The sequence below is a fragment of the uncultured Dysosmobacter sp. genome, assembly GCF_947631635.1.
Classification (GTDB): domain Bacteria; phylum Bacillota; class Clostridia; order Oscillospirales; family Oscillospiraceae; genus Oscillibacter.
Map to the genome: position 1 here is coordinate 42322 of NZ_CANRMB010000002.1, position 16366 is coordinate 58687.

Genomic DNA, 16366 nt, shown 5'->3' on the forward strand with positions numbered 1-16366 from the left:
TGGCGCATCTTGTAAAATCCCACGGAATATGGTATAAAAGCGGAGAGAGAACACAAAAGTGGAGGCGCCCTATGGAATTGATCTACCGCCAAGCGGACCTGTCCGACATCCCCCTGCTGGTAAGGACCCGTATCCAAGTGCTGCGGGCTGTCAACCATCTGGAGGAGACTGTGGATCTGTCTGCGGTGGCCCAGCAGTCTCAGGACTATTACAGCCGCGCCCTGCGGGACGGAAGCTGTATCGTATATCTGGTTTTTGACAACGGACAGGTGGTGGGGACCGGCGGCATCAGCTTTTTCCGTGTGATGCCCACATACCACGACCCCACCGGAGAAAAGGCCTATATCATGAATATGTATACCGCGCCCACCCACAGAAGGCGGGGCATCGCCATCCACACCCTGGACCTGCTGGTCTCCGCCGCCAAAGCGCGGGGCGTCACACATATCTCGCTGGAGGCGACGGACATGGGGCGGCCCCTGTATCAGGCGTACGGCTTCGTCCCCATGGCGCATGAGATGGAGCTGCCCCACGGATAGGCGCACAGCCGCCGTCTCTCCGCCGTTCCTGTGCGATCCCGCCAAAAATATGAAAACAGGAGGACGAAACGATGCCTCACATTCCCCAAGGGACTACGGATACCATCCAATTGGAGCTGTTTGAGCCGGCGCTGGAAGCCGCGCTGCGGCCGTCGCCTGGCTATGATGTCAGCCGCTGGCTGTACGTCCCCAATGCCTATTCCGATTACCGTTACATCCTGGGCACCCGGGGCGAAAAGCCGCTGATCTGCGTGGGCATCAACCCCTCCACTGCCGCGCCGGACGCGCTGGACCCCACGCTCCAATCCGCCCAGCGCATCGCCCTGGCCAACGGGTACGACAGCTTTCTGATGTTCAACGTCTACGCCCAGCGGGCCACCCGGCCCGACGACATGGAGCCTGTCCTCAATCCCCTGCTCCATGGGGAAAACCGCAAGGCCTTCCGCTACCTGCTCTCCCTGTCGGAGCACCCGGCGGTCTGGGCCGCCTGGGGCAACATCATTGAAAAGCGGGATTACCTCATGGACTGTATGCGGGACTTCGCCGCCGACGGTCAGGCCGCGGGCGCCCAGTGGTACACCGCCGGGCCTCTCCTGAAATCCGGTCATCCCCACCATCCGCTGTACTTAAAGGGAGATACGAAACTGTTGGCGTTTGATATCGAGGCGTATTTGGAAAGGGCGGTATCAATGACCTGATCAATGAAACAGCCGCCGGGAGATTCCCGGCGGCTGTTTCACGTTTATTTCAGCAGTTCCCTGACGTATTCCAGACTGACATCCATCCGGCGGGCAACGCCCTCCTCACTGAGGCCGCTGTCAAAGAAGCGGCGGGCCACTTTTGCCATGCTCTCCCCCACTTCGATGATGTGGCGGTCTGGGTCGTACAGCCGCACCGCCCGCTGGCCCCAGCCGTGCTCCTGGGCCGGATGCACCAGCTCCACCTCCGGGCGCTGCTCCAGGATCTTCAAAAAGGCGTCGAAGTCGTCGGCCTCATAGTACAGCTCCGCATCATTGCCGCCAAAGCGGACCGCCTCCATCTGCTTTCCCAAGAATCCTGCCCAGCTCTCCAGTGTTTGGAGGGACAATCCTCCCGACAGGACCACATTGGCGCCGAAGTCGTTGACGATCTCCATGCCCAGCACGTCTCTATAAAATGTCAGGGACTCCTTCAAATCCCGCACCGCGAACAGCGTTCCTCCTGCTTTCAATTCCATCTCTTCTGCAGCTCCTCCCAAAATTCCACCGCTTTGAATTTCAGCACATAGCCCTCGTTTTCCTCTGTGATCAGGTTGATCTCCTCCTGTGAAAAGCCAGCCGCCAGCGCGGAGGCGGGCACGTCTGCCGACGCGGCGGTACAAAGCGGCGGGAACACCACGCACCACCAATTCTGTCCTTTGGCCTCCCCGATCAGGACCCGCAGGGCCAGATACTCTCCGGCAGGCAGGGTAAAGCCGTCGTACTCCTTGGTGGGAAACTCCGCAGCCGTCAACTCCACAGCGACCGGATAGGCATAGCCGCAGGACCGGATCTCCGTCTCCGCGATGCGCTCCAATTCCGCCAAGTCCTCCCGGAGCAGGGCTTCGGCCTCCTCACGGTCCGCCGACTGCTTCAGCAGCTCCGTGGCCCGCTCCAGCACCACATCCCGGACCTGCAGCTTCAGCGCCTGGTCCTCCTCGGAATCGGAGTTGGCCAGCACATGGAGCCGCACCACCTTATCCGCCAAATCGTCCTGCGTCCGCAGGGCCATGGTCCCGGACACCAGGAGCGCCGCCAGTCCGATCAGCAGGGCGATCTCCAATCTTTTCAGCCTCTTTCCGGCCTTTTCCGTTGTTTTCATTTGATTTCCATCCTTTTCTATGTAGGCCGTTATCCGGCCTTTTGAAGAATCATGGACAGAAATCCTCCATTTTATACCATATTAAACATGATCTTTTATTTTCAAATACACGCATGCGGCGTCGTGAAGCTCCACAAAGGGGCACTCCTTCAAATCGGCTCCTGTGTTGCGATCGATCAGTGCCAGCCGGTTTTCCGCATCATATCCGTCGATCATGGTCAGGATGGAGATGATCGTCTCATAGGTCACATCGTATAGCAAATCAGGGACACTGTCTCCCGCCTGGTAACTGCATAAAGCGGTTTGGACACATTCCTCCTGTATGCGCGCCAGCGCCCGAAAAAATGCCGTCTGCATCCCATTCATGTTTTCCCCCCTGTCATATCAGCTTCCCCACCGGCTCCGCCAAAAAGGTCTGGGTATATGTCTCTTTCAGCGCCCGTACCGCCGCTTCCGCTTCCAGCCGGGTCCGGAAAATGCCGAACACAGCCGGGCCGGAACCGCTCATGGCGGCGTTCAGCGCCCCCAGGTCCAGCAGGCGCCGTTTGATAGCGAACACCTCATGATACGGCTCCGGAAGGACCTCCTCGAACACGTTCCCCAGCCGTGCCGCCACACCGTCCAGGTCCCCGGTCTCCAGCGCGGCCAGCATCCCGCTGATATCCGGGCGGCTCCGCCATGCGTCCCGGCAGTCCACCAGGGCAAACAGCGACGGGGTGGGAATGCCGAAATCCGGCTTGCAGAGGACGAAAAAGCAGCACGGCAGAGGCCGCAGGTCCGTCAGGACCTCCCCCCGGCCCTCCGCCAGCGCCGTGCCGCCCCGGACACAGAAGGGCATGTCGCTGCCCACCTGAAGGCCGATGCGCTCCAATGCCTCCCCCGGCAGGTCCGGCGCATAGGCGTCCCGCAGGATGCGCAGGAGCGCCGCCACGTCGGCGCTGCCGCCGCCAAGACCCGCGTAGGCAGGGGTCCGCTTTTCCAAGGTCACGGACAGCCCTGGCATGGAGCGGCCAACGGCGGCGAAGAACGCCTCCGCCGCCCGCTGTTCCAGGGTCTTTTTTCCCTCCGGCAGCTCCAGTCCCTCGGTGTGAAGGGAAAACCCTTTTTCCCGTTTCACCACCGTAACGGCATCGCAGAGGGACACCGTCTGCATCACCATCCGCATGTCATGATATCCGTCCGGCCGCCGCCCCAGGATATCCAGCGCCAAATTCACCTTGGCCGGGGCCTGTTGTGTCATCCGCTCCATATGCCGCTCCCCTGCTGTACGATTTGCTTGATGATACCATGAAGCGTAAGCAAAATGGTATCATCAAGCCATATTTTCCGGTTCCCGGCGGAGCCGGGGAGGAAAATGGCGATCTTAGGTAAAATAATCGCTTTGCGATTATTTTACCATATCTCCCTCCGGCGGAAAAGCCCGGCGGCAGAAGAATTTTCCGCCGCAACCGGGCAGTTGCGCAAAGTTGGTGGACGCAACCGGCGCGATCTGCTATGCTGGTCCCATAAAAACGAGGAGGGATCACACATGAGCAAAGCCGATCAAATTCGGGAAGCCCGGGAGCAGGCGGGCATGACCCAGGAGGCGCTGGCAGAGCGGCTGGGCGTCAGCCGCCAGGCGGTCTCCAAATGGGAGATGGGCAACGCGGAGCCGAGCCTGGAAAACCTGAGCGCCCTCACGGAGATCCTGGGTGTGGAATTCACCGGCGAGGAACTCCCGGCGAACGCCAAAAATCTCTGGAAGCCCCTTTCCCTGTTCCTGGGCGGTCTCCTGCTGGCTGCTCTGATCGCTTTAGGTGCCGTCCTCCGACCAGGGGACACGCCGCCGGGACCGGAGGCAGAGGATGGTCTGCCGTCCGTCACCAGCATCGCCTTTTTTGCCCCGGATGGCACGCCCCTCCGGCCGGACCTGGGGGACGGCTGGCTGCTTTTCGCGCCGGAGACTCAGGTGCTCATGGCAGTCAGCTTTCAAGACAGCGAGGCGGCTCCCGTTTTCGCTGTCTCCGCGTTCATCACTCCCACCGGGACAGAGACCTTCAATCAGCGGCAGCAGGTGGGGGTCCAGGCGGTGGATTCGGCCCGGTCCATCTCCCTGCTCCCGCTGGATATGTCCCTGGAGATCATGAGCATGGGACATTTGGACGTCATGCTGGAATGCGGCGGCGGCCAAACTGTGACCGAGACCCTGAATATCACGACCATGTCATAAAGCCCCGCGCCCATGGTTTATTTGGGCGCAAAAGCACGCCCCGGCGGAACTTCCGCCGGGGCGTGTTTGAACTTGTTTATTTGATCCTGCGGGCCTCCACATAGTACCGTTTATCCTGGGCGCGGCCCATGGAGAAGGTCTTGCGGGGCAGGACACCGTCGGTCATGACGGTCTTGAACAGCTGCTCCTTGCCCATGGCGGGGAGCCTGAAGCCGATGTTGCCGGGCCTGGCGCCCAGCTGGACAGTGACCTCGTCACCATGGATGTAGTCCACCTCGCCGCCGTTTTCCCTGATATAGGCGTCGATAAAAGCCTGCAAGGTCCCCACCGCCAACTGTCCCCGAGGCTCCGGCACCGTAACGGTCCCAGTGCGGTCCGCATAGGCATAGGCAATGGTATGGCCGCTCCCCTGCCCCTCATGGGCGCCGGGATAAAAGGCCTTGAGTGCCTCCAGGACCCCCTCCGGCTCCACGCCGAAGAGCACCCGGTGGATCGGCTCGAATTCCATGGCGTCATCGTGGATGTTCACCACCTCCACCAGGGCATACCGGGCGGGCAGAGACGCCCACTGGTCCTGCGGCGTATGGCGCTTCAGATCCTCATAGCACTGCTTGGCAGCGGCCAGAGAGTGGTTTCCGTCGCCCACGGCAAACAGCATCGGCGCAGTGTCCCCCATGCCGTATTTCCTCTCCATCTCCTCAGGCGTGCAGAGCGCCGCCAGCGCGTCCGCCGCGGCATCCGTCTGTGCCGCCGTCAACTTCCAGCCCGCCAGATGGCCGCCGCCCTGTTGAAGGCCGAAAGCATAGACCCGCTCCAGGGCGGCGCTTTGGGCCGCCAGCGGCTCGATCACGGTCCTCTTCGGATCGTCGATCAGCAGCATGACATGGGGCAGCTCCAGGGCGGCGTCCCGCCGCACCCGGACACGGGGCGGGATGCGGGAGAGGACCGTGCCCTCTGTGGCGCGGATCAGCGCGCCGCTGCCGGGGGTGAAGTCATACCGCTCCAGGTCCACCATGCCGATCAGGCCATGGCGCACCTTTCCGTCGGATTGGGTCCGTTCGATGTACAGCAGCGTATTTTCCAAAGTGCGGAACACACCCTGGCGCAGATAGCGGTCCATGGCGTCGTTGATCCGCCGGATATGGGTATCCACATCCGGCGCGTGGAGCTGGGCCTCCGGCAGGATCATCCGCAGCGTGGAAGGCGCGGCCCCCACGGTATTCTCCACCGCCTGCCAGTAGTCCGGCTGGGAGGTGAACTGGTCGCAGGCCACCACGGCCCACCTGGTCATATCCACCCCTGGTTTGGGCAGCAGGATATTCGCCGGGTAAAAGCCCAGCTTTTGAAACTTTTCATTCATAGGAATATTGCCTTTTGCTCACTCTTCCAAAATTGTTTTAGAATTAAATAACAGTAACAGCATATTGATAAATGAAATCAACAATTCTCCAACTGCCCAAAACAACTAAGATCATAAAAAAGAATGGGATAATAAAATCGATCACTCGTTCATGATAAAAAACGATCAACAAAAAAGCACATAGCAGGGCCAAGAATGCGCAAATGCAAGCAACCAGCTCTTCTGCCCACTTGTATATCACGTTCCCCCTGTCCGCGTCACAGCGCCGCTTTGATGGCGGCCAGCAGCTCCTCAAAGGTCTCATAGGCCGGGATCTCCGGGTGGTCCGCCTTGATCTTCTCCGTGCTCTTGAACAGGAAGCCCGCCTTGCTGGCCTGGATCATACCCAGGTCATTATAGCTGTCGCCGCTGGCGATGGTCTCATAGCCAATGGCCTGTAATCCCTTGACCGTGGTCAGCTTGGACTGCAGGCAGCGCATCCTGAAGCCCGTGATCTCCCCGTTTTCCGCCACCTCCAGGGAGTTGCAGAAAATGGTGGGCCAATCCAGCTTTTTCATCAGGGGCCTTGCGAACTCCTCAAAGGTATCGCTGAGGATGACCACCTGGGTGATGGAACGCAGTTCATCCAAAAACGCCTTGGCGCCGGGAAGCGGGTCGATCTTCGCAATGGTCTCCTGGATCTCCTTCAGGCCCAGGCCGTGCTCCTTTAAAATGCCCAGGCGCCATTTCATCAGTTTGTCATAGTCGGGCTCGTCCCGGGTGGTCCGCTTCAGCTCCGGGATGCCGCTGGCCTCAGCAAAGGCAATCCAAATCTCGGGCACCAAAACGCCCTCCATGTCCAGACATACAATATTCATATGCTCTCTCCCTACCGCAGTCGTCTGCAAGTTTTGTATGTTGCCTATTATAACAGCTGTTCCGGATTTTTCAACTTAGAACTGAAAAAACGACCCATGATCTCCGCGGCGCATAGTTTTGCACCGGATGGACACCCTATTGTAAAACCCTGCCCAAGGGTTTGAATGGAGGGTTGACCATGATAATCGACAAGATCGCGCTGGTATTGGCTGTCATCGGCGCTCTGAACTGGGGCGGCATCGGCCTGTTCGGCTTCGACACGGTGGCGTTCCTGTGCGGCGGCCAGATGGCTGTTCTGTCCCGCGTCATCTATGCCCTGGTGGGACTGGCGGGCCTGTGGTGCATCACGCTGCTGTTCCGCAGCGGCGAGGAAAACGGCCACGCGCCTCACATGGCATGACAGCCGAATACAGGAGGGGGACGCTTTGCGTCCCCCTCCCGCTGTTTCTTCTGTTTTATCGGTCCCTCACTTCACCTGCAGCCGCTTGACCAACGCCTCGTCCGGCGTGACGTTCACCGTCTGGTACGTGGGATAGACGACCATGCCGGGACGGGCTCCGGCGGGCTTTTTCACGTTTTTCACCAGTGTATAGTCCACAGGGACATTGCCGCTCTCCCTGGCCCGGGAATAATAAGCGGCCAGCTTCGCAGCCTCCACGATGGTGTCGTCGTCCGGCGTCTGTCCCCCGGTGCAGAGGATGACATGGGAGCCATGGATCTTCTGGGTGTGGAGCCAGATATCCCGGTAGTCCGCGTCCTTCAGCGTCAGCTTGTCGTTCTGGCGGTTGTTGCGGCCCACCAGCACGCGGAAGCCGCTGGTGGTGCGGAACTCCCGGGGCCTTGCCGTCCGCTTCAGCTCCTTCTTTCCCTTTCCCTGCCTGCGCAGGAAGCCGGCATCCTTCAGCTCACTGCGGATATCGATGAAATCCTGCTCCGTCTCCGCGTGCTCGATTTCCTCCAGCACGCTCTCCAAATACTCCAGATCCCGGCGGGCGATCTCCATCTGCTCCCGGAGATACCTCTCGGCGGTCTTGGCCTTGGTATAGCGCTTATAGTATTTGGCGGCGTTCTGCTGAGGCGTCAGCAGCGGGTCCAGCTGGATGGTGATGGAGGCGCAGTCCGGGTCGTAAAAATTCTCACAGGTGAACCGGCTCTGCCCCCGCTCCACCCGGTAGAGGTTGGAGGTGATAAGGTCGCCGCAGATCCGCAGCTCGTCCCGGTTCTGGGTGGCGGCGTAATCCTTCTCCTGCAAAGCCAGCTTCCGCCGCAGACGGTCCCGGGCGGTGGTAGCGGTGCGGAGCAGGTCCGCCCCCCGCTGGCGCGCCCGCTCCTGGCGCTCCCGGACCTCGTAGAAATCATCCAGCAGGGCCGAAAAGCTCTCGTACCGCTCCAGGGTCACGGCGGAGCCATATTGGGCGATGGACACACAGGCGAATTCCACCGGACGGCCCTCCTGCTTCAGCAGATATGGCGTGAAGGCACTCTCCTGTACAGTCTTTACAAATTCCTGTATCTCACCCCACAGCCGGTCCTCCCCGGTCCGGTCCAGCTCAAAGATATGCCTGTCCGTCTCCCCAGCGGTCCGAAAGGCCAGCTCCCGGGCCATCAGCGGGGAGATGCCGAAATAGCTGTCCAGCAAAAAGGCGTCCAGCTGCCGCTCCGGATTGGCGGCGGACAGCTTTTCCCGAAAGCCCGCCTCTGTCTCCTCCGTCACCGGCAGGCGGCCGGTGGAGGCGGGCGGCTCATAGTAAAGTCCCGGCAGGACCTGCCGCTGGGCGGACATGTCCGCGTCTACCCGGCGCATGCAATCCAGGATACGGCCCTCCCCATCCAGCAGGATGAGATTGGAGCGGCGGCCCATGGCCTCCAGCACCAGCGTCCGCCGTCCGGGCTGTCCAAAGTCGTCTGTGATGTCCAGCTCCAGCCGCACCAAGCGCTCCAGGGGCGGCTGGGTGATCTCCGCCACCCGGGCGCCAACCAGGTGCTTGCGCAGCAGCATGCAGAACATAGGCGGCTCCGCCGGATTGTCCCGGGCCGTCTCCGTCAGCTGGATGCGGGGCGCGTTGGCCCCCGCGTTCAGCAGCAGGCGCTTGTTGCCCCGCAGCAGCAAAATCACCTGATCTCTGGCCGGCTGCTGGACCTTATCGATGCGCAGTCCCAGAAGCTGGGGCCGCAGTTCCTCTGCCACCGCTTGTAAACATACCGCGTCCAGGGGCATAACTCATTCCTCCATCATCCTGCAGAACAGTTCGTTGATGCGGTCCCGCTCTCCCCGCAGATAGAGCCAGCCCAGCAGCGCCTCCAACGCGGTGGCTCCGCCGTATTGGGCCCGGCTGGCGTGGCCGGGAACGGTGTGGACCTGGGCGTTTCGCCCCCGTTTAAACACCGCCAGCTCCTCCTCTGTCAGCAGGGGCAGGATGCGCTCCGCCTTCTCCGCCTGGGATTCCGCGCACACCAGCCGGACGGTGGCCTGGTGCAGCCCTTTTCCGGTGGCCCTGCCATGGGCGCACAGCCAGGCACGGACCAGCACCTCAAACACCGCGTCCCCCATGTGGGCCAGGCCGATGGAGCTGATGGCCCGGAGCTGGTCCGCGGTCAGGTGGGGTTCAAAATAGTTCTCCATAGGGTCCTCCTGTGTTTTTTACAGTTCGAGAGGGATTATACCACGGTTTTGACGGTTTGTCATCCCTTGCGGACACCGTCCATACATACTGTTTCATAGCCAGTCCCCCTTTTTCTCCGTCCTGCACTTTTGCGCAATCCCGCAAAACGACCGCAAAGCGGTGTCAAATGGATTGCAAAATGGAAAAATGATCCGGCCTCGCCGCATGGAAAAAGGGACCGCCAATGCGGTCCCCTCCCTATCTGTTTTTCAGATCCTCTTCATAGCCGGGAAAGCTTCCCTCCGGACCCTCCCACCAGTGGTAAATATTCGGGTCAATGGTCAAAATACCATATTTTCCTCTGTATTGGAGCATGTCCAGATGGTACAGCACCGTCCCGTCCCCATCCTGGGCCACCGCCGTGGGCGTGCGTTCAAAGGGCTGCTGCATCTCTGCGGGCCAGCGGAGCACGGTGATCTCCTCCCCGTTCACCGGCTGGGTAATCGCGTTCTTTTCGCCCAGATCCACAGTGACGGTCTCCACCGCCGAATCATGACAGCGGAGGAGCATGAATCCAAAGGTCCCCTGAAAGGTGGCGCCTCCCAAGTATTCGATGGTGTCGTTCCGCTTGGGGCCATAGGTCTCAAAGCCCAAAGGCGCCCACAGGGGGCCGAATTTCCGCACAAAGGTCATGCGGTACGTCTCCCCCGCGTCAAAGAGGAACATGTCACAGTCATACAGTCTCTCCCGCAGCACCACTTTCTCCGTTCCATCGCTGAAAAACAGCTGTCCCCGTGCCGCCTCCTCCGGGGAAAGGCGGTAGCCGGAGAAAACCAGCCAGACCCAGCCCGCCAGCAGCAGGACAGCCAGCAGGCCGCCCCACCTTCGGTTGATCTGTCCGGCCTTGCGGCGCACCTCCGCCGCGGAGCTCTCCAGCAGGTCCCGCACCCCCTGCTCCGGCTCCTTTTCCACCCCCAGCAGCCGCAGCAGGGGGATATCCAGTTCCCGGGCCAGGGGTTCCAGCAGCTCCACATCCGGACGGCAGATGTCCCTCTCCCATTTGGAGACCGCCTTGTCCGTCACATGGAGCCGCTCCGCCAGTTCCCGCTGTGTCAGTCCCCGCTCCATCCGGGCCTGCCGGATCAGGCCGCCGATCCTCTCCATCACGCATCACCTCTGCCCGTATCCTATCCTGTTTTGGTCCAAAAAGCAATCGACCGGAGGTAGAATCAAGCGCCCCGGGGCTTTTGGCCCCGGGGCGCTTGTCATGATCTTCGGAGATCAGCAGCAGGAAGAGTTGTTGCAGCCGTTGCCGCAGCCACAGCCGCCCCAGCTGTTGTTATTGCTGCCGCAGCAGCACCAGATGATGATCAGCAGGATGATGATCCAGCAGCAGTTACCGCCGCCAAAACCGTTATTGCACATATTGGGACCTCCTATGAGATGTAGACCGGACGAAGCGGTCTCAATCCATAGTATGCGCCCCCGCGCTTCTGGTTCCTGCTGTTTTACAAACGCCAGCTCGTCACCATGTCCTCAGCCTCCCGGTACGCCCGGCTGGTGAACACGCCCTTCTCGCACAGCAGGTCGCCCAGCGTCCCGCTGCCGTCCGGCAGCACGGCCTCCAGCGCGTAATAGGAGATATAGACCAGCTCGGCCCGCAGGAATTTGTCCTGCTGGAGCATGGCGGCCTCGCCGGCGGTCAGGACACCAGCTTCCTGGGCACGGAACAGGGTATCCTCCAAATTGGTATTGGCTACGGAGCTGTATCCCATGGCCCGCAGGACGAATTCCGTGTACTGTTTGGCATTGACGGCGCCAGCGGGTTTGAACTGGGTCGCGCTGTATCCATTGGTATAGCCCATGCTGTACGCGTAGCCCACATATTTCTCCGCGTCAGAGCCTTTGGCGATGTCTGTAAAGGGGGTGGTGCCGGTCCAGGCCAGAGCCTGTTCCTCTTCTCCCAGAACGCGGATGAACATAATGAGGGCCTGCAGCCGCGTGGGCGCTACTTCCAGATCAAAGCCCTCGCCGTATCCGGTAAAGCTGCCCTTGAACAGATTCAGCGTTTTCAGCGCGCCCGCCATGGCGTTATAATCTGTCATGCCGGATTCCTGGAACGTATGCTCCCCCTGATAATCCACCACCGCAGTCTTTGTTGTGACCGTAAATGTAGCCGTGGTATCCTCCGCCACCATATAGCGGTGCTTTGCCGCCAGTGCGGTGCCGCTGGGCACAACGGTGCCCGCCGTGACATCCACTACGGCGCTGCCGGCATATGTGACCTGGACGCCGCCGGCCAACAGCAGAACATTGGTCCCGGTGGTGCCGGTCAGCAGGTCCGCCTGCTTCATGCGCCGCTCCATCCAGGTGGCAGCCGTGGCGGCGGGGATGTCCACATCTCCGCTTCCGCCCTCCAGGATCGCCTCATCCGAGGCGTCCAGCCGTTTATCGATCTTTTTTTCCACCGCCTCGGTAAATGTGCCGTTGAGATAGGACAGCGACGCCAGCGGGTCGCCGGAGTCTCCCGCGGCAAAGACCCATACAGCGGCGGCCAGCAGCACACAGACCGGAAGCAGCGCGGCAAGTTTTTTTCTCATAAGTGGGTATGTATCCTTTCGTCAGCCTGGCGGCGATGCCGAGGCGGTACGTCAGCGGTTGGCGATCCGATAGCTGAGGGTTAGCAGGCTGTCCGCAAAGTGGATGTTTTCAAACTTCACATCCGGATCGCTGCTGCTCAATTCCACGTTGGTAAAGTTCCAGAAGCCCTTGATACCCAGGTTTATAAGACGGTCAGCGGTGTCCTGCGCCACAGACTGTGGGATCGTCAGCACCACCACATCCACACTGTGCCCCCGAATATAGGTATCCAGATCGTCCATGGAATAGATGGGCACCCCGTTCACCGTGGTCCCAACGGCCGCCGGAGAGACGTCGAAAGCGGCGTCTACTGTAAAGCCGGCCTGGGAAAACAGGAACTTTTGCAGCAGCGTATGTCCCAGATTGCCCACACCGATCATGACCAGATGGTGGTTGTTGTCCACACCCAGAATATGGCCGATCTCAGCGCGCAGCTCCTCCACATTATAGCCATATCCCTGCTGTCCAAATTCGCCGAAGCAGCTGAAATCCTGCCGGATCTGCGAGGCGGTAATATTCATTTCCTGTCCCAGAGAATGGGAGGATATCCGGATGACGCCCCGATTGCATAAATCTGTCAACTGACGGTAATACCTGGGCAGCCGGCGAATCACCGCGTCAGAGATATTCTCTTTCTTCAAGATCATTCACTCCTTAGAAACCGAAATCGTTAAATTATTCTCAAATCTAGTTTAGACCAAATCGTTTAACTTGTCAATTTTTTTAACAATCCTTTTTACAAAAATTTTTTCCAAAAAGCACTTTACAGAAAACCAAAACTCTGCTATACTAGCCAAAGATGTGTGAGATGACATGTCTTTTATTTATGCGCCCGTGGCGCAGTTGGATAGCGCGTCAGACTCCGACGTTTCTGACAGCTCCGGCTGAGATACGGCGCAAAGCCCTGCAAACAGGGGCGTTGGCGGGACGGCAGAGGAAAAAACGTTGCGGGCTGACTACTGTTTGACTACTATTTTCCCGGATAGCGGAAACCCGAAAATTTCATATCGTTTTAGGTATGCGCCCGTGGCGCAGTTGGATAGCGCGTCAGACTCCGACTCTGAAGGCCGCTGGTTCGAATCCAGTCGGGCGTACCAAAAACCACCGAAAACTTGATATTTTCGGTGGTTTTCTTTATAGATTTATTCTTGAATTTGAATGGCGGTTTGACTACTATTTCTGACTACATCTGATCCAACTATGCTACTATTTCTGTCCTGCGGGGGAATATTTTCTCGGCTCCGCCACGCACTGGTGCAGCACGGCTCCACACTGCCGGCAGATCAGGTATTTCAGTCGGTTTCCCAGCAGGCCGTGTTTCTTGAAGGTCACCAGTCCCTCACCATACTGCCAGCCCACACCAAGGTCAGCGGCAAAGCAGTATGGGCAGCGTATTATGGGCATCTGATTTTTTCTATCCTCCTCTCTGTGATTTTAGATATCCAGCCCGCTTTGCAGCGTTTCGCTGGCTGCTTTCTTGTTCTTATCGAAGGCATGGGTGTAAATGTCCAGCGTCGTGGACGGCTGGCTGTGGCCCAGTAAGCCCGCTACCGTTGCTACATCTGTGCCGTTGGCAATGAGCAGGCTTGCGTTGGTGTGGCGGAGGGAATGGACGTTCAGTTTCTCCGGCAAACCGTTCTTTTTCAGGATCAGATTAAACCGCCAGGTGAAGCTGTTGGGCGTCATGGGCAGATGCGTGTCGTGGCGGCGGAAGATGTAATCGTCATCGGTAAGCTGGAAGCCCTCGTAGGCGTCAGCCTGCCATTCGCACTCCCGCCGGTACTCTTGCAGCAGGCTCCCCATCTCTGATGAAAAGTACACATAGCGGTCTCCTGCCGTCGTTTTGGTCTCCTTCACAATGATCTCCTCGCCGCTGACCTTCACCACGTTCCGCTGGATGTGAATGGTGCGTTTCTGCCAGTCCAGGTCAGACCATCTCAGGCCGCAGCACTCGCCCCGCCGCATTCCCGTGGCGATGATAATCTTGAAGTAGGTCTCGTACTTGATACTCTCGTCCTCCAGCGCCGTGATCAGCTTCTGCACTGTTTCCTCGTCAGCGATGATTTTTTCCTTCTTCTTTCCCGCATAGCGGTATGTCCGCCATGCGGGATTGTGGTCAAGAAAGCCGCCCTCCATGGCATCGGAAAGGATCCCGCACAGACATGCGTGGACACCCTCAACGGTGCACTCGGAGAGCGGCTTTCCGGTGTTTTGGCTTTTCACTGTCCGCAGTTCCGTGTAGAATTTGCGGAAGTGTTCGGGACGAAGCTCTTTCAGCTTGTATCCACCCAGAGCAGGCAGGAATCGGTCAATATCCTGCTTGTCCCGGGCCAGCGTGGACTTTGCCAGCTTGTGAGGTGCGATTTTCGGGAGCCAAATGCTTTCGATGTACTTCGCCAGGGTCATGCTTTTGTCCTCTGTCTTTGGGGTATCCCGACTCTCCCGCTCGAACAGAACTGCTCATTGAGCCACTTCTCCCTCTGCCTGCTCGTCAGTCCCTCCGGCGGACGGACAGTCTTTTGCTGTGGCCTGCGGCGGCTGCCGTTGTGGTCGTAGCCCATGGAGACTACCTGCAGATAGCTGTTTCCTCTTTTTCGGATGCTTGCCATATCACCGTGAGGATTTCGACACACTAAAAGCCTTCCAGTTCTGTGCACCGCCGCTGAAATTCGAGCTGGCAGATAAACACGCCTTCGCTGAAGTCCTTTATCCTAACAGCAGCTATGACCTGATTGACTATTTTTGCGCCAGTGCGGCCTGCGGGAACAGTGGATGCGGGTGTGTAAAAACTGCAGCCTTTATTTCGCCGTCAAGAGCCGGGGCACCACTGAGTACTGCGATGTCACCACTGATGAGAAAGGCCGTGTCTGCAAGGAGGCCGGCGCTCTCGAGCACTGGATGAAGCGCAAGGAGAGGTATTCAACGCCTACCGCCGGGAGCACAAGAAACGTTTTGCCTGGGCGAAGACCGGGAAGATCTCTCCGGCATGGCTCTACTCCTGGGGCGAAAAAGTCAGGGAGAAAAATGGAGTGTGAGGAAGGAAATTACGCTGGAGGAATATAAAGAGTGGCTGAAAGATCCCTGACTCTGAACAAAATTTATAGTCTCTGGAATCGTGAAATCCATAGGCATGATGGTGGGACCGTGATGCTGTAAGCTCCATAAAAACCATTGAGCTGGCCGATCAACATAACAGCTGTACCGAAAGGTCAAGGCGCCGCTGTAGCCAACACTGACAATCTATTTTTTGAAGGATACCCGTTCATTTACCTTTTTATCTTTTTGGGGGCCGTCATAGTAGTTTTGCATCCGTGCCGCCATGTGCCTAAAAGGAGGCAAATTCCCCCTCACAGCATCATCGTTTGACACAAAGAAATCAGCCGCGCCATATCCCGAAAGGGTTTCTGCTTCCACACCAAGCTGACATGCATGGACAGCGGCGGCGACAGCGGAACACATACGGTTCCCGGTATGGTCTCTGCCATGGAGCGCAAAAGGAAGCCTGTAGCCGCCCCGCTGCGGATCAGGCTCTGAACTGTGGAGAGCTGGGCCGTGGTGTGGAAGATATCCGGACGGATATGGGCCTCCGAGAATTGCCGCAGGAGCAGCTCCCCCACCGAAAAGCTGTCATTGAAAAACACCAGCGGTTCGCCCTCCAATTCCTGGACGGAAATCTGCGTCCGGTCAGCCAGGAAGTGGCCTTGCAGCGCGCACCAGACGACCTCCGCTTCCGCGATGGGCACAGAGGAAAACTCCTGGTCCACAGGAAGTCGGTGGGAGATGAACGCCAGGTCCAGCGTATTCTCCCGCAGGTCGTGGAGAAGCGTTTTCGTTCCCAGCTCCTCCGTGGAGAGAAGGATATCCAAGCCCTGCCGCTGGAACGCTCTGTATAGGGCCGGAAGAAGGACTGTTCCGATCATGGGAGGAATTCCCAGCCTCACCGGCCTGCGCCGTTGACTCCGGACACGCATTTGTTCAGTCAGGTGCTCCGCGTGCCGGAGGAGGCTCTCCGACATCTCATAGAGTATCCTGCCATCCTCCGTCAAATCAAATCCCTGATAGCGCTTTACCGTCAGCACCACGCCGAACTCCCTCTCCAATTCCCGGATCGCCATGGATACCGACGGCTGGGAGACCCGCAGAGACTCGGCGGCGCGGGAAATACTGCCGAGCCGGCAGGCGGCCTCAAAGTAACGGAGCTGCTGAAGCGTCATGTGCAATCCCTCCAATTTGATGTGTTCTTTTTTATTATATAAAAATTTTTTATTAAAATCAATAAAAACTATATTTGACGATCATTCCGAAAGCACTTATCGTA

19 protein-coding genes and 1 tRNA gene are annotated in these 16366 nt (G+C 58.8%); 5 read left to right on the forward strand and 15 right to left on the reverse strand.

The features are described 5' to 3' along the window. The first annotated feature begins 71 nt into the window (after positions 1–71). Both Q0Z71_RS01910 and Q0Z71_RS01915 read left to right on the forward strand, forming a co-directional pair. Entirely contained in the window at positions 72–539 is a 468-nt protein-coding gene (locus Q0Z71_RS01910; protein WP_298017446.1) for a GNAT family N-acetyltransferase, read from the forward strand. 71 nt (positions 540–610) lie between these two features. Further along, entirely contained in the window at positions 611–1237 is a 627-nt protein-coding gene (locus Q0Z71_RS01915) for a DUF1643 domain-containing protein (protein WP_298017449.1), read from the forward strand. 44 nt (positions 1238–1281) lie between these two features. Here Q0Z71_RS01915 and Q0Z71_RS01920 read toward each other — a convergent pair whose 3' ends face one another. From Q0Z71_RS01920 to ispE, 4 genes are all read right to left on the reverse strand, one after another. Next, positions 1282–1755: a VOC family protein gene (locus Q0Z71_RS01920; RefSeq protein WP_298017452.1), complete on the reverse strand. Its 474-nt coding sequence runs from the start codon at positions 1753–1755 to the stop codon at positions 1282–1284. Further along, complete coding sequence (spoIIR, locus tag Q0Z71_RS01925) at positions 1746–2378, reverse strand: stage II sporulation protein R (protein WP_298017455.1); 633 nt, start codon at positions 2376–2378, stop codon at positions 1746–1748. Before spoIIR ends, Q0Z71_RS01920 begins: the two co-directional genes overlap by 10 nt. Before the next feature lie 81 nt (positions 2379–2459). Then, on the reverse strand, positions 2460–2744 hold the full coding sequence (locus tag Q0Z71_RS01930) for a hypothetical protein (RefSeq protein ID WP_298017459.1): 285 nt from the start codon (positions 2742–2744) through the stop codon (positions 2460–2462). A gap of 13 nt (positions 2745–2757) precedes the next feature. Then, positions 2758–3627 carry a 4-(cytidine 5'-diphospho)-2-C-methyl-D-erythritol kinase gene (gene ispE, locus Q0Z71_RS01935; RefSeq protein WP_298017462.1) on the reverse strand — a complete coding sequence of 290 codons (870 nt, stop codon included), beginning with the start codon at positions 3625–3627 and terminating at the stop codon, positions 2758–2760. Positions 3628–3906: 279 nt separating this feature from the next. On the opposite strand from ispE, the gene Q0Z71_RS01940 reads away from it, so the two are divergent. Next, positions 3907–4587, forward strand: a complete 681-nt coding sequence (locus tag Q0Z71_RS01940) for a helix-turn-helix transcriptional regulator (protein ID WP_298017465.1) — start codon at positions 3907–3909, stop codon at positions 4585–4587. A 76-nt stretch (positions 4588–4663) separates the two neighbouring features. Here Q0Z71_RS01940 and Q0Z71_RS01945 read toward each other — a convergent pair whose 3' ends face one another. Continuing rightward, positions 4664–5947 (reverse strand): DUF1015 domain-containing protein, encoded by a 1284-nt coding sequence (locus tag Q0Z71_RS01945; protein WP_298017469.1) that lies wholly within the window; start codon positions 5945–5947, stop codon positions 4664–4666. A gap of 257 nt (positions 5948–6204) precedes the next feature. Further along, on the reverse strand, positions 6205–6804 hold the full coding sequence (thrH, locus tag Q0Z71_RS01950) for a bifunctional phosphoserine phosphatase/homoserine phosphotransferase ThrH (RefSeq protein ID WP_298017472.1): 600 nt from the start codon (positions 6802–6804) through the stop codon (positions 6205–6207). A gap of 179 nt (positions 6805–6983) precedes the next feature. On the opposite strand from thrH, the gene Q0Z71_RS01955 reads away from it, so the two are divergent. Further along, positions 6984–7205, forward strand: a complete 222-nt coding sequence (locus tag Q0Z71_RS01955; protein WP_298017474.1) for a DUF378 domain-containing protein — start codon at positions 6984–6986, stop codon at positions 7203–7205. 66 nt (positions 7206–7271) lie between these two features. Here the strand turns inward: Q0Z71_RS01955 and Q0Z71_RS01960 are convergent, their stop codons facing one another. From Q0Z71_RS01960 to Q0Z71_RS01985, 6 genes are all read right to left on the reverse strand, one after another. Further along, positions 7272–9023, reverse strand: coding sequence for an NFACT family protein (locus Q0Z71_RS01960; RefSeq protein WP_298017477.1), 1752 nt, complete (start codon positions 9021–9023; stop codon positions 7272–7274). Between the two features lie 3 nt (positions 9024–9026). Beyond that, positions 9027–9428 (reverse strand): Mini-ribonuclease 3, encoded by a 402-nt coding sequence (locus tag Q0Z71_RS01965; RefSeq protein WP_298017480.1) that lies wholly within the window; start codon positions 9426–9428, stop codon positions 9027–9029. A gap of 238 nt (positions 9429–9666) precedes the next feature. Next, a complete protein-coding gene (locus Q0Z71_RS01970) occupies positions 9667–10572 on the reverse strand; it encodes a helix-turn-helix domain-containing protein (RefSeq protein ID WP_298017483.1) in 906 nt (301 codons plus the stop codon). A 117-nt stretch (positions 10573–10689) separates the two neighbouring features. Further along, positions 10690–10833, reverse strand: coding sequence for a hypothetical protein (locus Q0Z71_RS01975; RefSeq protein ID WP_298017486.1), 144 nt, complete (start codon positions 10831–10833; stop codon positions 10690–10692). Positions 10834–10916: 83 nt separating this feature from the next. Further along, positions 10917–12008: an S-layer homology domain-containing protein gene (locus tag Q0Z71_RS01980; protein WP_298017489.1), complete on the reverse strand. Its 1092-nt coding sequence runs from the start codon at positions 12006–12008 to the stop codon at positions 10917–10919. A 51-nt stretch (positions 12009–12059) separates the two neighbouring features. Further along, positions 12060–12689 (reverse strand): redox-sensing transcriptional repressor Rex, encoded by a 630-nt coding sequence (locus Q0Z71_RS01985; protein WP_298017492.1) that lies wholly within the window; start codon positions 12687–12689, stop codon positions 12060–12062. Between the two features lie 379 nt (positions 12690–13068). Between Q0Z71_RS01985 and Q0Z71_RS01990 the strand changes: the two genes are divergently transcribed. Beyond that, positions 13069–13145 (forward strand) — tRNA-Arg (locus tag Q0Z71_RS01990). Positions 13146–13254: 109 nt separating this feature from the next. On the opposite strand, the gene Q0Z71_RS01995 is transcribed toward Q0Z71_RS01990, so the two are convergent. From Q0Z71_RS01995 to Q0Z71_RS02005, 3 genes are all read right to left on the reverse strand, one after another. Next, positions 13255–13452 (reverse strand): hypothetical protein, encoded by a 198-nt coding sequence (locus Q0Z71_RS01995; protein ID WP_298017495.1) that lies wholly within the window; start codon positions 13450–13452, stop codon positions 13255–13257. A gap of 30 nt (positions 13453–13482) precedes the next feature. Further along, positions 13483–14454, reverse strand: a complete 972-nt coding sequence (locus Q0Z71_RS02000) for a tyrosine-type recombinase/integrase (protein WP_298017498.1) — start codon at positions 14452–14454, stop codon at positions 13483–13485. Between the two features lie 941 nt (positions 14455–15395). Next, a complete protein-coding gene (locus Q0Z71_RS02005; protein WP_298017501.1) occupies positions 15396–16262 on the reverse strand; it encodes a LysR family transcriptional regulator in 867 nt (288 codons plus the stop codon). Between the last annotated feature and the right edge of the window lie 104 nt (positions 16263–16366).

Excerpts from the sequence above, each read along its gene's own strand:
- thrH (WP_298017472.1), bottom strand. The coding sequence starts at position 6,804 with ATGAATATTGTATGTCTGGACATGGAGGGCGTTTTGGTGCCCGAGATT.
- Q0Z71_RS01940 (WP_298017465.1), top strand. The coding sequence starts at position 3,907 with ATGAGCAAAGCCGATCAAATTCGGGAAGCCCGGGAGCAGGCGGGCATG.
- Q0Z71_RS01970 (WP_298017483.1), bottom strand. The coding sequence starts at position 10,572 with ATGGAGAGGATCGGCGGCCTGATCCGGCAGGCCCGGATGGAGCGGGGA.
- Q0Z71_RS02005 (WP_298017501.1), bottom strand. The coding sequence starts at position 16,262 with ATGACGCTTCAGCAGCTCCGTTACTTTGAGGCCGCCTGCCGGCTCGGC.
- ispE (WP_298017462.1), bottom strand. The coding sequence starts at position 3,627 with ATGGAGCGGATGACACAACAGGCCCCGGCCAAGGTGAATTTGGCGCTG.
- Q0Z71_RS01920 (WP_298017452.1), bottom strand. The coding sequence starts at position 1,755 with ATGGAATTGAAAGCAGGAGGAACGCTGTTCGCGGTGCGGGATTTGAAG.
- Q0Z71_RS02000 (WP_298017498.1), bottom strand. The coding sequence starts at position 14,454 with ATGACCCTGGCGAAGTACATCGAAAGCATTTGGCTCCCGAAAATCGCA.
- Q0Z71_RS01915 (WP_298017449.1), top strand. The coding sequence starts at position 611 with ATGCCTCACATTCCCCAAGGGACTACGGATACCATCCAATTGGAGCTG.
- Q0Z71_RS01930 (WP_298017459.1), bottom strand. The coding sequence starts at position 2,744 with ATGAATGGGATGCAGACGGCATTTTTTCGGGCGCTGGCGCGCATACAG.
- Q0Z71_RS01965 (WP_298017480.1), bottom strand. The coding sequence starts at position 9,428 with ATGGAGAACTATTTTGAACCCCACCTGACCGCGGACCAGCTCCGGGCC.
- Q0Z71_RS01980 (WP_298017489.1), bottom strand. The coding sequence starts at position 12,008 with ATGAGAAAAAAACTTGCCGCGCTGCTTCCGGTCTGTGTGCTGCTGGCC.
- Q0Z71_RS01975 (WP_298017486.1), bottom strand. The coding sequence starts at position 10,833 with ATGTGCAATAACGGTTTTGGCGGCGGTAACTGCTGCTGGATCATCATC.
- Q0Z71_RS01945 (WP_298017469.1), bottom strand. The coding sequence starts at position 5,947 with ATGAATGAAAAGTTTCAAAAGCTGGGCTTTTACCCGGCGAATATCCTG.
- Q0Z71_RS01995 (WP_298017495.1), bottom strand. The coding sequence starts at position 13,452 with ATGCCCATAATACGCTGCCCATACTGCTTTGCCGCTGACCTTGGTGTG.
- Q0Z71_RS01955 (WP_298017474.1), top strand. The coding sequence starts at position 6,984 with ATGATAATCGACAAGATCGCGCTGGTATTGGCTGTCATCGGCGCTCTG.
- Q0Z71_RS01910 (WP_298017446.1), top strand. The coding sequence starts at position 72 with ATGGAATTGATCTACCGCCAAGCGGACCTGTCCGACATCCCCCTGCTG.
- Q0Z71_RS01960 (WP_298017477.1), bottom strand. The coding sequence starts at position 9,023 with ATGCCCCTGGACGCGGTATGTTTACAAGCGGTGGCAGAGGAACTGCGG.
- spoIIR (WP_298017455.1), bottom strand. The coding sequence starts at position 2,378 with ATGAAAACAACGGAAAAGGCCGGAAAGAGGCTGAAAAGATTGGAGATC.